Origin of the sequence: Ottowia sp. oral taxon 894 (assembly GCF_001262075.1) — a bacterium.
Taxonomy (GTDB): domain Bacteria; phylum Pseudomonadota; class Gammaproteobacteria; order Burkholderiales; family Burkholderiaceae_C; genus Ottowia; species Ottowia massiliensis.
Genome location: NZ_CP012073.1, coordinates 1,990,532 through 2,005,128 on the forward strand (window position 1 = coordinate 1,990,532; position 14,597 = coordinate 2,005,128).

Here is a 14,597-nt window from a genome sequence, read left to right on the forward strand (position 1 = left end):
ACAGGTTCTTACCCACCCCGTGAAAGGAAACGCTTGCATGAAACCGCTACGCCGCGCCTTCTTTGCCGCCTGTTTTGCCGCCAGCCTGGCGCTGGCTTTTGCGGCCTTTGCCGCCAGCGCCCGGGCCGAAGGCCGCCAGCCGGGCCAAGGCGTCAAGGTCTATCCCATCCAAAGCTCCATCGCCGAAGAAACCTTCCAGACCCTGCTGGTGGTCAAAGCGCTGGAGCAGCTGGGCTATGACGTGCAGCCCATCCGGGAAATCGAATACGCCACGGGCCACCTGGCCATCGCCAACGGCGACGCCACCTTGCTGGCCGCGCACTGGAACCCCCTGCACGCCGACTTCTACAAAAACGCCGGCGGCGACGCGCGCCTTTACCGCCAGGGGGCCTACTCCACCGGCGCCGTGCAGGGCTACCTGATCGACCGCAAAACCGCCGAGCAGCACCGCATCACCCACATCGACCAGCTCAAAAACCCCGAAATCGCCCGCCTGTTCGACGCCGACGGCGACGGCAAGGCCGACTTGACCGGCTGCAACCCCGGCTGGGGCTGCGAAGCCGTCATCGAGCACCAGCTCAGCGCCTACGGGCTGCGCGACACCGTCACCCACGTGCAAGGCGCTTACGCCGCCCTCATGGCCGACACCATCACCCGCTGGCGGCAGGGCAAACCCATCCTCTACTACACCTGGACGCCCTACTGGGTCAGCGGCGTGCTGCGCCCCGGCCAGGAAGTGGCCTGGCTGCAAGTGCCCTTTACCGCGCTGCCCGGCGAGCAAGCCGGGCAAGACACCCAGCTGCCCAACGGCAAAAACTACGGCTTCATCGCCAACCAGCAGCAAATCGTGGCCAACAAGGCATTTACCGACGCGCACCCCGACGCCGCCCGGCTCTTTGCCGTCATGCAGCTGCCCGTGGGCGACATCAACGCCCAGAACCTGCGCATGAAAGACGGCGAAAACAAGCCCGCCGACATCGAACGCCACGTGCAGCGCTGGATTCGCGCGCACCAGGCCACCTTCGACGGCTGGCTGGAGCAAGCCCGCGCGGCGGCCCGCTGATTAGCTCCTGATTACATAGCATGAAGTCCTAGTGGATACAGCGCAGAGCAGGTTTTAGAGCATCTGAATTTGCTCCTCTTTTTGAATCAGCCTGAAAGGCATATGAGCCGGTTCAAAGATTGTCTGTGGGCGTTCACTTGCGGAAAGGCAATGCTGCAAAACTTCTCGCTGCCCGGCCGCTCGTTCAGGCGGATGGCGCAGGAGCTGGCCTTCCTGCCCGGCTGGCATTGCGCGGGACAGATTGCTGCCTTCTTGCGCGTCTTCCGCCAAATCGGGGCGAGCCGCAAGGCGCGAGCAGTGAATGAATGGACATGCCCAGCTGAGTCCGTGGCGTGGTTTTGCTCTTCTATCAATAGCAAGACGTCCTAGTGCAGACTGCGAGAAACGGTATTTCGACCCTGCTGAATCTGCTCCTGTTTCGATATTGGACGGCGGGTTGGCCTCGATGAAATGCCTCTTCCATTCACGCTCTGATACACAGGGTAACTACTTAAAAGACGGGCTTCGCATTTTTTCGTTCAGACTCAAAACACCTGCGGCGCTTGTGCGTGAATCATCAGAACAAGCCCGCTTTCCGCTTTTCTTGACGGGCGCATTCCGCCCTTTTTTCATGTGAGGAGATGCACACCATGACCTTTAAGACCAAAACCAGCCTGATGGCCGCCGCCGTCCTGACGGCGATGATGCTGGCCGCTTGCGGCGGCGATGACGACGGCGGCGAGGTGCCCGTGCCCACGCCTAACCCCAACAATCCTTCCAACCCTTCTAACCCTTCCAACCCCAGCGCCACAGGCCGCATTGAGCCGTATGACCTGCCAGCCAAGGTCGAAGCCAAGGCAGCGGCCCGCAGCCGCCTGCCCGCGCAGGCGCCCATCGCGCAGGTGGACCTTGGCGCGCTGGCGCAAGCCAAGTCTGATGAGGTGCTGAACCAGAACAGCGGCCCCGGCGTGCCTCTGCAAATCGGCTTGGCCCGCCCTGCGCAGGCCACCGCCGCAGCGGGCGATTTCGCCGGCCTGCTGAACTGGACGCCCACGGCCGATGGCGCGCAAGTGGCGGCTATCCGCTTCACGTCTGACCAGGCCTACGGCGTGCGCTTGGGCTTGAAAGTGGAGCAGCTGCCTGAAGAGGCCGTGCTGCGCTTTTATGGCGACGTGAATGACGCCGCAGGCGGCGAAGTCGTGGAAGTCAGCGCGAAAAAAGTGCTGGAGCTGCTGGCGCTTAACCGGCAGGCGGGCGTGAAGGGCGACGAGGCCGTCACTTACTGGGGGCCTGACTTCGGCGGCGCGGCGACCACGCTGGAAATCGAGCTGCCCGCCACCGTCCGCACCACAGACGTGCAGCTGTCCGTCCCCTCGGTCATGCACAACGTGATCGACCCCGCCCGCGTGCATGACTTCCAGCTCAAGGGCGTCGGCGACGCCGGAAGCTGCAACCTCAATGTCACCTGCAACAGCGCGCTGTTGAACACCGAAAGCCGCGCCGAAGCGCAGATGAGCTTCGCCAGCGACGGCAAGCAATACGTATGCACCGGCACGCTGATGAACGACGCCAAAAACAGCGGCACGCCCTACTTCCTCACGGCCAACCACTGCCTGTCCACGCAGGCCGTGGCTTCCACGCTGCAAACGCGCTGGTTCTTCCGCGCCGCCAGCTGCGGCAGCGCCAACAGCATGTACAGCGGCGCGCGGCAGCTGAGCGGCGGCGCGCGCATGCTCTACGCATCGGCCAACACCGACACCGCGTTCATGCAGCTCAATGAACAGCCGCCTGCAGGCGTGCGCTATGCCGGCTCGTACTTTGGCGGCGTGGTTGGCCTTGAAACGGAAGTGACAGGCGTGCATAACCCGCGGGGCGATTTGCAGAAATACAGCATTGGCACTGTGAAAGCCTATGCCCGCCAGGTTCAAACGAGCCAAGGCACGGCCTTGCAGACCAGCGCCACGCCGCAGAACTTTTTGGCTGTGGTGTGGAGCCAAGGCACGACCGAAGGCGGCAGCAGCGGCTCCGGTCTGTTCCGCACCATTGGCAGCACCCGCTATGTCGTTGGCCAGCTCTTCGGCGGTGACGCCAGCTGCGCCAACCGCGAGGGCGGCGATGCCTATGGCCGCTTCGACCTGGCCTATAGCGCCGCTCTCAGCCGCTGGCTGAATCCGTAAACCGCAGCCTCTCCAAGGCGCATTGAAACGCCGCCACGGCCTGCCGCCGTGGCGGTTTTTTATCGGACAAATCATGTATTGCCCCCGCTGCCAAACCATATTGCTGCGCGCCGCCCGGCTGGAGGACGGCCTGGTTGGCGAAAGCTGCCAGAGCTGCCAGGGCGCGCTCGTGGGCCTGGCCCATTACCGTGACTGGGCGGAGCGCGCCCCGCTGCCGCAGGATGCCGAGGCCGGCGCCCCAGCCGCTGACGTGCAGCCCGTGCCCGATGGCCAGCGCGCCCTGCGCTGCCCCAAATGCAGCCGCCTCATGAGCCGCTACCGCATTGGCCACGGCGTGAGCAACGCACTGGATTTGTGCCCCGCCTGCGACGAAGCCTGGCTGGATGGCGGCGAGTGGCGTCTGCTGCGCGCGCTGCAATTGAGCCGCCACGTGCCCCGCATCTTCACGCAAGCCTGGCAGCACCGCATCCGCGCCGAGCAGCAGGCCCAGACCGCCCGCGAGCGCCTGCGCCAGCAACTGGGCGAAGAAGACGCAGCCAAGACGCAGGCGCTGCGCGAATGGCTGCAGGGCCACCCCAAGCGCAACCTCATCCTGCAATGGCTGAGCCGGCCTTGAGCGCCTGTTCATGATTGGGCCGTGAGGACGAAGCGCGGCCTTGGGTGGGGCCAATCCTGGCCTGCGCCGCATGGCCGTCAGCGGAAGGCTCAGGCGCGGCCAGTGGATGGCGGGCGGGGTTTTGGAGCCAGTCCCGCCCGCCAAGCCATGTCCAAAACAGGAGCAAATTCAAGGGGCTAAAACGCCCATCTGCGCAGTTTCTACTAGGACATCATGCTATGGATAAGGGAGCGAAAAAGCGCTGCTGATCCGCTCTCTCCCGCCCGTTCTTCCGCTTGCTCCAGCGTTTGCGGCCGGGCGGCGGGCAGGGCCGGGGCCGGTTTTCAGGCCAGCACTTCGTAGCCTTCTTCGCGGATGGCGGCGGCCAGCGCCTCGCGCGGCTGGCCGGATTCCACGCGCACGCTCTTTTGCGCGCGGTCGATGCTCACTTGCGCGGCGGCGTCCAACTGTTTGATGGCGCGGGTGACGGCGGCTTCGCAGTGGCCGCAGGTCATGCCCTCGACGGTGAATTGGTGTGTCATGGCTGTTTCCTTTCTTCTGGAGTTGCGGTGAAGTGTTGAAGATGAGACTGGCTGCGCCGCATTCAAGCGCGGCGGGCCGGGCGCTTTCATGCGCCGCGCCGCCGCACGCCAGCATGCGCTTGCTTGTCATTCATTTGCCGTCCAATCTGAATGACAACACGGTTTGTCCTTCATGGAGCAAGGGCAAGCTGCTTTGTCGTTCATGAAATCAATTTTTTGAATCACAACGCGGTTTGCTCTTGATGGCGCAAGCACAAATCGCGTTGTCGTTAATATGATTGCGTTTTTTAATGACAATGCAGGCCGCAGGAGATAAGGCATGCCGCTGGACTTCACTTCCGCCGTTCACTATCACTTGGGGCAGTTTCCGCCTGGTGCGCCAAATTACGCGCGATTGATGCAGGGGCTGCTGGACGCCACGGCGGCGCTGGCGCGCTATGACCAGATGCTGCGCGGCCTGCACAACAGCGAGCTGTTCGTGGCGCCGTTGCGCGGGCAGGAAGCGGTGGTGTCTTCACGCATGGAGGGCACGATCAGCACGCTGGATGAAGTTCTGCTGCTGGAAGCCGAGTTCGGTCATGGCGATAACGAGCGCGCTTCACGCGAGCTGCGTTCTGACGCGGTGGAAACAGCCCTCTATCGCCGGGCCATGAATACGGCGCAAGCCATGATGCAGGAGGGGCGCCCCTTGTCCGAATCGCTGCTCAAAAGCATGCACCGGCAGCTGCTTTCCTTTGGGCGCGGGGCCGGCAAGTCGCCCGGAGCCTACAAACACGAGCAGAACTACGTGGGCGAACGCGGAAGCGGCCAGGTGAGCTTTGTGCCAGTGGCGCCGGAGCATTTGCCCGGCGGCATGCAAGCGCTGTTTCGCCTGATGGATGACGAGGCCATGCCCGTTCTGCTGCGCACGGCGCTGGCGCATGCCGAATTCGAGGCGCTGCATCCGTTTGAAGACGGCAATGGCCGCCTGGGCCGGATGCTGATCACGCTGATGCTGTGGCGCGGCCGGGCGATTGCCGAGCCGCACTTCTACATCAGCCGCTACCTTGAAGACCACAAGGATGAGTATGTGCAACGCCTGCGCAATGTGTCCGCGCAAGGGGACTGGGACGGCTGGTGCGCCTTCTTCCTGGAAGCCGTGGCGCGGCAGGCCGAGGCGAATCTGGCCGCAGCGCAGGGCATCCGCGACCTTTATGAAGAGATGAAGCCGCGCTTTGCCGACGTGCTTGCGTCCAGGCATGCCGTGGCGGCGCTGGATTACTTGTTTGCCAATCCGGTTTTCAGCAACAGCCGCTTCATCCGCAACGCGGGCATCCCGGGGCAGACAGCCGCGCGTTTCAGCCGCGTGCTGCTGCAACAAGGGCTGCTGGAAACCGTGCGCGAGCCTGCCGGGCAGCGCCCAGCGATTTACCGCTTTGAGCCCCTGATGCGCAAAGTGCGGGTATAGGAGCTGGTTCAAAGTCTGGCCGCAAACCGGTTTTTGCCGCCGATCGCGCCCCGCAAGCTCTCTTTTTCGCTACTTTCTCGATAGCGGCAGGTCCCGTCAAACTGTGCGACAGGGGCGTTTTTGAGGGCTTGAAATCTGCTCTCACAAAAAGAGCGAAATGCGCGAAGCCTGGGGCCTGGTTTTCAGCGTTTTTTCAGTGCCGCGCGCCACAGCGTGGCTGCCAGGGTCAGGCCCGTCAGGCCCTGGGCCAGGGCGATGGCGCACCAGAAGGCCAGGGGCGAGCGCCAGGCGGGCCAAGGCCCCAGGCCGGTGAAGGCCAGGGCATGGCCCGTAGGCAGGCCCAGGCCCCACAGCAGCACGGCGTAGATGACGAAGGGCAGGGTGGTGATGCGGTAGCTGCGCAGCGCGAAGAGGCTGGCGGCCTGAAGGGCGTCGCCCAGGTGGTAGGCGGCCACGGCGGGCAGCAGCGCGGCCGCGGCGGCGGCAATGGCGGCGTCGCCCACATACAGCCGCGCGATGGGGCCTGCGGCCAGGGCGATCAGGCTGGCGGTGCAGGCGGCCAGCACGGCCGTTGCGGCCATGCCCACGGCGGCGGCGTGGCGCGCGCGGGCGGGCTGGCCCGCGCCCAGCCAGTGGCTGATGCGGGCGCTGGCGGCAATGCCCAGCGCCAGCGGGGCCATGAAGACCACGGTGGCCACGCTGGCGGCGATTTGGTGGCTGGCGGCGGCCAGCGCGCCCAGGCGGGCGACGAGCAGGGCCATGAAGGTGAACGAGGTCACTTCCACCACGACCGCCAGCGCGGCGGGCACGCCCAGGCGCAAGAAGGCGGCAAGCTGCCGCCAGTCGGGCCGCTCCGGCTTTTGCCAGATGGCGTAGGGCGCGTACAGGGGCCGCCCGCGCAGCAGCGCCAGCGCGGCGAGCATGAGGCCCGCGTAAACGGCCAGCGTGGCCCAGGCGCAGCCTGCCGCGCCTTGCGCGGGCACGCCCAGGCCGCCAAAGGTGAACCAGGCCGAAAGGGCCGCCTTGGGCAGCACTGCGCCAATTTGCAGGGCCGTGACCAGCCGGGGCTGCCCCAGGCTCTGGTTGAGCGTGCTGTAGAGGCGGAAAAACAGCGCGGGCGGCAGTGCCCAGGCTTGCACGGCCAGGTAGCGGCGCGCTTCGGCCTGCAAGGCCTCGGGCACTTGCGCGGCGTCCAGCAGGGGGCCGGGCATGAGCAGCACGGCCATGCCCAGCGCGCTGGCGGCGGCCAGCAGGTAAAGCGACTGGCGCACCGACTGGCCCAGCTGCCGCAGGCGGCCCGCGCCGCGCAGCTCGGCCCACACGGGCAGCAGGGCCTGCAACAGGCCCATCAGGCCCACCTGCACGGTCACGTAAACGGCCACGCTGACAGACAGCGCGGCCAGCGCGTCTTGCGAGTAGCGCCCGGCAATGAGCGTGTCGGCCAGGCCAAAGGCCACGGCGGCCAGCTGCCCGGCCAGCACCACGGCGGCGTGGCGGGCGATGGCGGCCAGCTCGCCGCCCCGGCTCCGGGCGGCGCTAGCGGGGCGGGCGGGGTGTTCAGGGGCGCGCGCCATGCTCACCTGCGCAGCCGCATGAAGGCATCGAATTCCCAGCGCCGCATGGCGAGCACGAGCGTATAGCCCTCGCGCGCGGCCTCGGGCAGCTTCTGGTCGGCCAGGTGCTGCTGGGCGAAGTCTTGCGCCACGCGCTGCAAGCGTTCCAGAAACACCGGCGCCAGGCTGCGGCTGACGCTGCCGTGCACCAGCAGCAGCCCTTCGGCGGGGCCGTCAAAGCCGCCGCTGTAGTAGTCCAGCGCCACGTTGTCGCGGAAAAAGTTCATCACCGGCCCGTGCGGCCGCCAGCGGAAGGCCTTGGCGAGCTTGAGGCGGTAGCGGTTGCCGGGCTTGAGATCGATGATGCCGATGCGGTCCAGCTGCGCCAGGCATTTCACGCATTCGGCCTCGGTCAGGCGGTAGGCGCCGGTCATTTGCTCCAGCGTCCACTGACTGAGCACGCAGATGGACACGAGCAGCAGCTTTTCGTCGGCCACCACGGCTTTTTCCTGCTCCAGCGTCAGCTCCTTGAGCAGCGGCTGCGCCTCGGCCACGCGGCGGGCCAGCTCGGCGAAGTCCAGCCGCAGGGCGCGGCAGATGGCGTCGATGCGCGAAAGCGGCATGTCGCCGCGCGCCAGCATGCGCTTGACGCTGGACTCGGCCAGGTTCAGCTGCCGCGCCAGATCGGCGTAAGTCATTTGCGCGGCCTTGAGTTCTTTTTTCAGGGCGGCGATGAGATCGGCGGTGGTGCTCATGAGTATTTGATTTTGATACCGCAGGTTCAGACTTGGCGTTCAAGTCGCAAATTTTGCGGCTTTTTGCGGCGTTCGCGCCCAGACTGCGCGGCATTCGCGGTTTTACCCGCTGTTTCATCCCCATCCAAAGGAACAAGCCATGAAACACCTTTCCACTGCCGCCGCCGAGCGCCTGACGCTGGGCCTGACGCTGGGTCTTGTGGCGCTGGCCGCGCTGGCGCCGGCCACGCATTTGCCCGCGCACTATCACCACTTTGCCGATCAGCGCGCGCTGGGCGGGCTGCCGTTTGCGATGGACGTGCTCACCAACCTGCCCTTTGCGCTGGCCGGTGCGTGGGGCCTGGCCTGGCTGCGCCGCGCCACGGGGCTGGCGCAGCCGCAGCGCATGCTGGCCGCGCTGTTTTTCGCGGGGCTGGCGCTGACGGCGCTGTGCTCGGGCATCTACCACTTGCACCCTGAAAACGCCGGGCTGGCGCTGGACCGCGCGGGCATGGCCGTGGCCTTTGCGGGCATCGTGGGCCTGGCGGCGGCGGACCGCGTGAGCGGCCGCGCGGGCCTGGCGCTGGCCGCGCTGCTTTTGGCGCTGGGGCCGCTGGCGGCCGTGTGGGACTGGCGCACGGGCAACATGACGCCCTGGGCCGTGCTGCAAGCAGGCGGCGCGCTGCTGCTGGCGCTGCTGGCGCTGCGCCGCCCACACAGTCCGTTCAGTCCGTTCAGTCCGGATGCAAAGGCTCACGCAGGAGCGCTGGGCTTTTCCACGCTGGGCGTGCTGGGCATCTACGCCCTTGCCAAGGCGCTGGAGATGGGCGATCACGCGGTGTTTCACGCGCTGCATGGCGTGATTTCAGGCCACAGCCTCAAGCACGTGGCCGCTGCGGCGGCGGCCTGGCCGGTGCTGGCGGCGCTCAAAAGGCTGCACGGGCGCAGCTTGACACACTGACACAATCCGCGCGCTCCGGATACACGCTTTCAACCCGCCAGAACTTCAAAAAAGATAGCTGCCCGCGCCCATTCCACAAGGGCCAGGGGCCGGTTTGGCCCCGCAAACCCAGCCTGCGGCAGCGCTTCCGACCGATTCAGATTTCCTGCAAAAAAATGAGCCATTCCAGCCAGTTCGGCCTTCTGGCCCAGCGCCGTTTCGCCCCGTTTTTCTGGACGCAGTTTTGCGGCGCGGCCAATGACAACCTGTTCAAGTTCTCTTTCACCGTGATGGCCACCTGGCAGCTGGGCGCCGCGTGGCTGCCGCCTGACATGGCGGGGCTGGTCATCGGCGCGGTGTTCATCCTGCCGTTTCTGCTGCTGTCGGCCACCAGCGGGCAGCTGGCCGACAAGTTCGACAAGCGCGCGCTCATCGTGTGGATCAAGCGGCTGGAAGTGGCCGTGATGCTGCTGGCCGCCGTGGGCTTTTGGCGGCATGACGCGGCCTTGCTGCTGGGCTGCGTGTTTCTGATGGGCGTGCATTCCACGCTGTTCGGCCCCGTGAAATACGCCTACCTGCCCTGCCATCTGAATGAGAGCGAGCTGACGGGCGGCAACGGCATGGTGGAGATGGGCACTTTCGTGGCCATCTTGCTGGGCAGCGTGGCAGGCGGCCTGCTGGTGGCGCTGCCTGATCACGGCCCGCAGTACGCCGCGCTGGCCTGCCTGGCGCTGGCGCTGCTGGGGCTGGCCGCCTCGCACGGGGTGCCGCCCACGCCGGCGGCCGCGCCGCAGTTGCGAATTTGCTGGAACCCCGTGGCCGAAACCTGGCGCAATCTGGCGCTGGCCAGGCAGCAGTGGCCGGTGTTCATGGCGCTCATCGGCATTTCGTGGATGTGGTTCTTTGGCGCGGTGTTTCTGGCCAACTTTCCGGCCTTCGCCAAAGAGTCGCTGCACGGCAGCGAGCAGGTGGCGGCGCTTTTGCTGACGGTGTTTTCAGTGGGCATAGGCGCAGGCTCGCTGTGGTGCGAAAAGCTCTCGCAAGGGCATGTGGAGCCGGGCCTAGCGCCGCTGGGGGCCATCGGCATGAGCGTGTTTTCCATTGACCTGTATGCCGCCGTGCAGGCGCTGCCCGCCGTGGCCGATGGCACGGCGCTTTCCGTGGCCGAATTCGTGGCCCGCCCCGGCCACTGGCGCGTGATGGCGGATCTGGCGCTGCTCAGTTTCAGCGCGGGCATCTACAGCGTGCCGCTTTACGCGCTGATTCAGGCGCAGGCCGCGCCCGAGCGCCGCGCGCGCGTGATTGCGGCCAACAACATCCTCAACGCGCTGTTCATGATTGCCGCCAGCGTGCTGGCCGCGCTGCTGCTGCGCGCGGGCTTTTCCACGCAGGCGCTGTTTGCCGCCGTGGGGCTGGTGAATGTGCTGGCAGCCCTTTACGCCGTGCGCACGGCCCCGGGCCTGCTGCTGCGGCTGGCGGCCAAGCTGATTGCGCGGCTGACTTACCGCTTCCAGGTGCGGGGCATGGAGCACGTGCCCGCCACGGGGCCGGCCCTTTTGGTGGCCAACCACGTCAGCTTCATCGACCCCGTGCTGATCATGGCCGCCTGCCCGCGCGATGTGCGCTTCATCATGGACAGCCGCATCTTCCGCGCCCCCGGCCTGGGCCTGGTTTTTCGCATGGCGCGCGCCATCCCCATTGCGCCGCACCATGAAGAGCCGCTGGTCTATCACGCCGCCTTCGAGCAGGCCGTGCGCGCGCTGCAAGCGGGCGAAGTGGTGTGCATCTTTCCCGAAGGCGGCATCACGCGCGACGGGCAGTTGCAGCCCTTCAAGGGCGGCATCATGAAAATTCTGGCCCGCGCCCGCGAGCAGGGCCTGGCAGATGTGCCCGTGGCGCCGCTGGGCCTGTCCAACCTGTGGGGATCGTTTTTCAGCCGCATTGAAAAGGCCGGCGCCATGACCCGCCCCTTCAGGCGCGGCGTGTTCAACCGCGTGGCCTTGCGCGCGGGGCCGCCCGTATCGGGCGACGCCACCAGCCCGCGCGAGCTGCAAGCGCGCGTGCAGGCGCTGATTGACTGACGCCAAGGCCCGCATTTCGCTCCTTGATTCATAGCATGATGTCCTAGTAGAACGTGCGCGGGAGCCATTTTTCGCCCGCCAAATCAGCTCCTCTTTCTGAATACATTTCCCGTTTCTTTCACCCCTGTGGAGACCACACCATGACCAAAACCCTTGCCCTCACCCTGGCCGCCGCCGCCTTGCTGGCCGGCTGCTACGTCGTGCCCATGGGGCCGGACGGCAAACCCGTGACCGTGCAGCCCGCCGCCGTGCAGCCCGCCACGCCGCCCGCCGCGCAATTCACCGCACGCCTGTATCCGCAAAACGAAGCGGCCCGCCGCTACGGCCTGGTGCAGGCCACCGTCACCCACAACCACACGGGCCACGGCGCCTTCAGCGCCATCATCGGCGGCGAACGCTTCACGGGCGACGCCACCCGCCAGTCGGCCAGCTCGCGCGAAGGCACGGCCAACGGCGCGGGCGAGCGCGGCAACTACATCAACTGCACCTACCGCATGAACGACAGCGCCCTGGGCAGCGGCAAATGCCGCATGAACGACGGCGCCGAATTCGCCATGCACATCGGCGGCTGAGCAGCGCCATGCCTGAAGCCGCTTGGCAAGCGCCCGCCGCCATCATCCTGGCGGCAGGCCGGGGCCAGCGCATGCGGCCCCTGACCGACGCCTGCCCCAAACCCCTGCTGCCCGTGCGCGGCCAGCCCCTCATGCAGTGGCACGCGCGCGCCCTGGCCGCTGCGGGCGTGCGCCGCATCGTCATCAACACCGGCTGGCTGGGCGGGCAGATACGCCAATGGGCACGGGAATGGGCGCAGGCGCCAGGCAGCGCGGGCGGCATCCAGCGGCCGCCCGGCCTGCCGGCCAGGCCCGAACTCATCCTCTCCGAAGAAGAGCGCGACTTCGGCTACACCCTTGAAACCGCTGGCGGCATCGCCCGCGCCCTGCCCTGGCTGGCCGCCAGCAGCCCAGACGTTTTCTGGGCCGTGGCGGGCGACATCCACGCCCCGCAATTTCCCTTTGCCGCGCAAGACGCCGCCCGCTTTGCCGCCAGCGGCCTGCTCGCCCACCTCTGGCTCGTGCCCAACCCGCCCCACCACCCGGCAGGCGACTTCGCCCTCGCCCCCGGCGGCCTGCTGCAAGCCGAAGGCGCGCGCCACACCTTCAGCGCCATCGCCCTCTACCGCCGCGCCCTCTTCGAGCCGCCCTGGTGCGGCATCGCGCCCGGCAACCCGCAAGGCCAGCCCGCCCCGCTTGCGCCCCTGCTGCGCCGCGCCATCGCCGCCGGCCAGGTCAGCGGCCAGCTCTACACGGGCGAATGGGCCGACGTGGGCACGCCCCAGCGCCTGGCCGCGCTCAATGCGTGAGCGCCCGCCGCCTTCGGCCCTGCCCGGCGGCAAGACGGGCGGGAAAGCGTTGATTCAGCTCCTCGATTCATAGCATGAGGTCTTGGTAGAACGGGCGCAAAGGCCGTTTTGGACCCCATGAAATCCGCTCTTCTTTTTGATGCGGCAAAACCCGCTTGCGGCCTTGCCCGGCCCTGGCGCAAAGTCAAACCCCGGCGCACTTGCGCAGGCCATCCGGGTCGGGCAGGCGCAGCAGGCGGCCCGTGCCGCTGACGAGATTGCGCTCGCGCAGCTGGCGCAGCACGCGCGAGAAGGTCTCGGGCGTCACGCCCAGCTGGGCGGCGATCAGGCGCTTGCGCTGGCTCAGCTGAACGGCCAGCGCGCCGGGGGTTTTTTCATCAGCCCGGGCATTGGCCAGCAGCCATTCGGCGCAGCGCGCCTCGGCGGCCTTGGCCGCGCGGCTGATGCCCATGTGAATTTGCAGGCGATGCACGCGCGCCATGTCTTGCAGCACGGCGCGCGCGGCGCTGGGCAGCGTCTGCATGCAAGACTGAAAGGCGGGCAGCGGCACGCACACCAGGCGAACGCGCGTGTCGGCCACGGCATCGGCAATGGGGCGCTCGCCCAGCACCGCGCAGCCTGCGTTGAGCCACAGCGGGCCTTCCACCACGCCCATGTTGTGCGCCATGTGCCCTTGCTGCAAGCGCCCCAGCACCACGCGGCCCGCTTCCACATACACGGCATGCGTGGTGTCCGCATGGCTGTCCATGAGCACTGTGCCGCGTTCGGCAATGCGTTTTTCGCCGGGCAGATCAAATGGAGGGCTGGCAAGCATGGGCCGCACTTTGCCGGGAGCGGCGCGCCGCCGCATTGACAAATGTCAATTGCAACCTTGGCGGGCTTTGCTTATGGATTTTCAGGGCCGGATTCCGGTTTCTTTTGAATATCTGCCGGAAATCATGATTGATCTGCGTCATGCATGAGCGCGGCAGGCCTGGCTTCAAAAATGATCCATGTCATGGCTTTGCGAAAGCCGGCCCAGCGTTTATTCCGCTTTCCAGGCCGGATGAAACGGGTGTTTCAGTTTTGACGCGGCCAGGTTCATTTCATTTTCAATATGGCGGCGGCCCGCTGGGGCCGGATACCGTTTTCAGACGGCCTCAAGCCTGTTTTTCCAATTCCGCTGCAGCCTGTTGCGCCCAAGCCATCGTTTCGGCAAAGGCGGGGCGGGCGGTGTGGCGGTCGATATAGGCGGAGAAGACCGGTTCGTCCGTTACGAAAACCGGGGGTATGCCGCGCTTCGGTATGGTGCGGATAAAGTGGATCAGCAGGCCGGTGAAATATACGTCGAGTGCGGAAAAGCGGTCGCCGACGATAAAGTCGTGTTTGGCCAGATGGTCGCGCAGGGTGGCGAAGGCAGTGTCGAAATCGCCGTAGCCTGTCTCTTTGCGCCGCTGATCGCTGTCCGGTACACGGTGGATTTTGTCGAATCCGGCGTATTCGAGGTGGATGGAGAAACACAGCCAGCGGTAGAACTCGCCGCGTGCCAACGAATCGGCGGCCGGAATCAGATGTTTGTCGGGAAACTGCTCGGCTAAAAAGGTGATGATGGCGGCGGTTTCGGTCAGCACGGTGCCGTCTGCCTTGAGTGCGGGAACTTTGCCCATCGGATTGACCGCCCGGTAATCGGCGGATTTCATGGCTTCGCCGAACGGAATCAGTTTGACGTCGTATTGCGCGCCGCATTCTTTCAGCATCCAGACTACGTTAGTGCCGCGGGAATAAGGGTGGGTGTAGAGCGTGAAACGGTGCATGGTGTTTCTCCTGCGGGGTTGAAAAGACCCATGATACAGGCAGGGCGCGTCAATTTTTGTCAGCAGGCTTTTTCAGACGGCCTGTTTGGGTATTTCATTTTCTCCGTTCTTCCCAGGCTGGGCTGCCTTGCGGTTTTTGTTTGCGCACACAAAGCGGCTGCAAGCTCCGCCCGTTTAAGCTCCGCCCGTTTGGTGCGCTCTTTCTGGCTTGCTTCGGGCTGCTTCAGAGCTTGCGGGCGTTCCGGGCGCCAAAAGCGCGCGCTTTTGCCCTGGTCTTGATGAACGGGTTGCCCGCGCCGGGAACCATTCGCGCCGTGTGTGCACTGATGGCAG

General features: G+C 66.1%; 15 protein-coding genes. 10 read left to right on the forward strand and 5 right to left on the reverse strand.

All coding sequences use genetic code 11. The annotated features are described in order from the left end of the window. The first annotated feature begins 37 nt into the window (after nt 1–37). The 4 genes from proX (at nt 38) to ADJ79_RS08680 (ending at nt 3,835) form a co-directional block, all read left to right on the forward strand. Nucleotides 38–1,063 (forward strand): glycine betaine/L-proline ABC transporter substrate-binding protein ProX, encoded by a 1,026-nt coding sequence (gene proX, locus ADJ79_RS08665; protein ID WP_050715617.1) that lies wholly within the window; start codon nt 38–40, stop codon nt 1,061–1,063. 301 nt (nt 1,064–1,364) lie between these two features. Continuing rightward, on the forward strand, nt 1,365–1,679 hold the full coding sequence (locus ADJ79_RS14995; protein WP_172674046.1) for a hypothetical protein: 315 nt from the start codon (nt 1,365–1,367) through the stop codon (nt 1,677–1,679). 13 nt (nt 1,680–1,692) lie between these two features. Then, a complete protein-coding gene (locus tag ADJ79_RS08675; protein ID WP_050716528.1) occupies nt 1,693–3,219 on the forward strand; it encodes a serine protease in 1,527 nt (508 codons plus the stop codon). A gap of 73 nt (nt 3,220–3,292) precedes the next feature. After that, nucleotides 3,293–3,835 carry a zf-TFIIB domain-containing protein gene (locus ADJ79_RS08680; RefSeq protein ID WP_050715619.1) on the forward strand — a complete coding sequence of 181 codons (543 nt, stop codon included), beginning with the start codon at nt 3,293–3,295 and terminating at the stop codon, nt 3,833–3,835. A 323-nt stretch (nt 3,836–4,158) separates the two neighbouring features. Here ADJ79_RS08680 and ADJ79_RS08685 read toward each other — a convergent pair whose 3' ends face one another. After that, complete coding sequence (locus ADJ79_RS08685) at nt 4,159–4,356, reverse strand: heavy-metal-associated domain-containing protein (protein ID WP_050715620.1); 198 nt, start codon at nt 4,354–4,356, stop codon at nt 4,159–4,161. Between the two features lie 319 nt (nt 4,357–4,675). On the opposite strand from ADJ79_RS08685, the gene ADJ79_RS08690 reads away from it, so the two are divergent. Beyond that, a complete protein-coding gene (locus tag ADJ79_RS08690; protein ID WP_050715621.1) occupies nt 4,676–5,803 on the forward strand; it encodes a Fic family protein in 1,128 nt (375 codons plus the stop codon). Nucleotides 5,804–5,985: 182 nt separating this feature from the next. Here the strand turns inward: ADJ79_RS08690 and ADJ79_RS08695 are convergent, their stop codons facing one another. Both ADJ79_RS08695 and ADJ79_RS08700 read right to left on the reverse strand, forming a co-directional pair. Continuing rightward, entirely contained in the window at nt 5,986–7,377 is a 1,392-nt protein-coding gene (locus tag ADJ79_RS08695) for an MATE family efflux transporter (RefSeq protein ID WP_050715622.1), read from the reverse strand. Nucleotides 7,378–7,379: 2 nt separating this feature from the next. After that, entirely contained in the window at nt 7,380–8,111 is a 732-nt protein-coding gene (locus ADJ79_RS08700) for a helix-turn-helix transcriptional regulator (protein WP_050715623.1), read from the reverse strand. 139 nt (nt 8,112–8,250) lie between these two features. Between ADJ79_RS08700 and ADJ79_RS08705 the strand changes: the two genes are divergently transcribed. The 4 genes from ADJ79_RS08705 (at nt 8,251) to ADJ79_RS08720 (ending at nt 12,471) form a co-directional block, all read left to right on the forward strand. Beyond that, nucleotides 8,251–9,051, forward strand: a complete 801-nt coding sequence (locus ADJ79_RS08705; protein ID WP_050715624.1) for a hypothetical protein — start codon at nt 8,251–8,253, stop codon at nt 9,049–9,051. Between the two features lie 155 nt (nt 9,052–9,206). Further along, nucleotides 9,207–11,111, forward strand: a complete 1,905-nt coding sequence (locus ADJ79_RS08710) for an MFS transporter (protein ID WP_050715625.1) — start codon at nt 9,207–9,209, stop codon at nt 11,109–11,111. Between the two features lie 140 nt (nt 11,112–11,251). Further along, complete coding sequence (locus tag ADJ79_RS08715) at nt 11,252–11,683, forward strand: hypothetical protein (RefSeq protein ID WP_050715626.1); 432 nt, start codon at nt 11,252–11,254, stop codon at nt 11,681–11,683. Between the two features lie 8 nt (nt 11,684–11,691). Further along, nucleotides 11,692–12,471, forward strand: a complete 780-nt coding sequence (locus tag ADJ79_RS08720; RefSeq protein ID WP_050715627.1) for a nucleotidyltransferase family protein — start codon at nt 11,692–11,694, stop codon at nt 12,469–12,471. 184 nt (nt 12,472–12,655) lie between these two features. On the opposite strand, the gene ADJ79_RS08725 is transcribed toward ADJ79_RS08720, so the two are convergent. Beyond that, on the reverse strand, nt 12,656–13,285 hold the full coding sequence (locus ADJ79_RS08725) for a Crp/Fnr family transcriptional regulator (protein ID WP_050716529.1): 630 nt from the start codon (nt 13,283–13,285) through the stop codon (nt 12,656–12,658). Here ADJ79_RS08725 and ADJ79_RS14310 point away from each other — a divergent pair. After that, nucleotides 13,284–13,433, forward strand: a complete 150-nt coding sequence (locus tag ADJ79_RS14310; RefSeq protein WP_156304107.1) for a hypothetical protein — start codon at nt 13,284–13,286, stop codon at nt 13,431–13,433. The two genes, ADJ79_RS08725 and ADJ79_RS14310, sit on opposite strands and share 2 nt — an antisense overlap. Nucleotides 13,434–13,610: 177 nt before the next feature. Here the strand turns inward: ADJ79_RS14310 and ADJ79_RS08730 are convergent, their stop codons facing one another. Then, complete coding sequence (locus ADJ79_RS08730; protein WP_050715628.1) at nt 13,611–14,264, reverse strand: glutathione S-transferase family protein; 654 nt, start codon at nt 14,262–14,264, stop codon at nt 13,611–13,613. Between the last annotated feature and the right edge of the window lie 333 nt (nt 14,265–14,597).

Bases quoted from the DNA above. Each gene is read 5' to 3' on its own strand.
- proX (WP_050715617.1), top strand. From the start codon at position 38: ATGAAACCGCTACGCCGCGCCTTCTTTGCCGCCTGTTTTGCCGCCAGC.
- ADJ79_RS14995 (WP_172674046.1), top strand. From the start codon at position 1,365: ATGAATGGACATGCCCAGCTGAGTCCGTGGCGTGGTTTTGCTCTTCTA.
- ADJ79_RS08675 (WP_050716528.1), top strand. From the start codon at position 1,693: ATGACCTTTAAGACCAAAACCAGCCTGATGGCCGCCGCCGTCCTGACG.
- ADJ79_RS08680 (WP_050715619.1), top strand. From the start codon at position 3,293: ATGTATTGCCCCCGCTGCCAAACCATATTGCTGCGCGCCGCCCGGCTG.
- ADJ79_RS08685 (WP_050715620.1), bottom strand. From the start codon at position 4,356: ATGACACACCAATTCACCGTCGAGGGCATGACCTGCGGCCACTGCGAA.
- ADJ79_RS08690 (WP_050715621.1), top strand. From the start codon at position 4,676: ATGCCGCTGGACTTCACTTCCGCCGTTCACTATCACTTGGGGCAGTTT.
- ADJ79_RS08695 (WP_050715622.1), bottom strand. From the start codon at position 7,377: ATGGCGCGCGCCCCTGAACACCCCGCCCGCCCCGCTAGCGCCGCCCGG.
- ADJ79_RS08700 (WP_050715623.1), bottom strand. From the start codon at position 8,111: ATGAGCACCACCGCCGATCTCATCGCCGCCCTGAAAAAAGAACTCAAG.
- ADJ79_RS08705 (WP_050715624.1), top strand. From the start codon at position 8,251: ATGAAACACCTTTCCACTGCCGCCGCCGAGCGCCTGACGCTGGGCCTG.
- ADJ79_RS08710 (WP_050715625.1), top strand. From the start codon at position 9,207: ATGAGCCATTCCAGCCAGTTCGGCCTTCTGGCCCAGCGCCGTTTCGCC.
- ADJ79_RS08715 (WP_050715626.1), top strand. From the start codon at position 11,252: ATGACCAAAACCCTTGCCCTCACCCTGGCCGCCGCCGCCTTGCTGGCC.
- ADJ79_RS08720 (WP_050715627.1), top strand. From the start codon at position 11,692: ATGCCTGAAGCCGCTTGGCAAGCGCCCGCCGCCATCATCCTGGCGGCA.
- ADJ79_RS14310 (WP_156304107.1), top strand. From the start codon at position 13,284: ATGGGCCGCACTTTGCCGGGAGCGGCGCGCCGCCGCATTGACAAATGT.
- ADJ79_RS08725 (WP_050716529.1), bottom strand. From the start codon at position 13,285: ATGCTTGCCAGCCCTCCATTTGATCTGCCCGGCGAAAAACGCATTGCC.
- ADJ79_RS08730 (WP_050715628.1), bottom strand. From the start codon at position 14,264: ATGCACCGTTTCACGCTCTACACCCACCCTTATTCCCGCGGCACTAAC.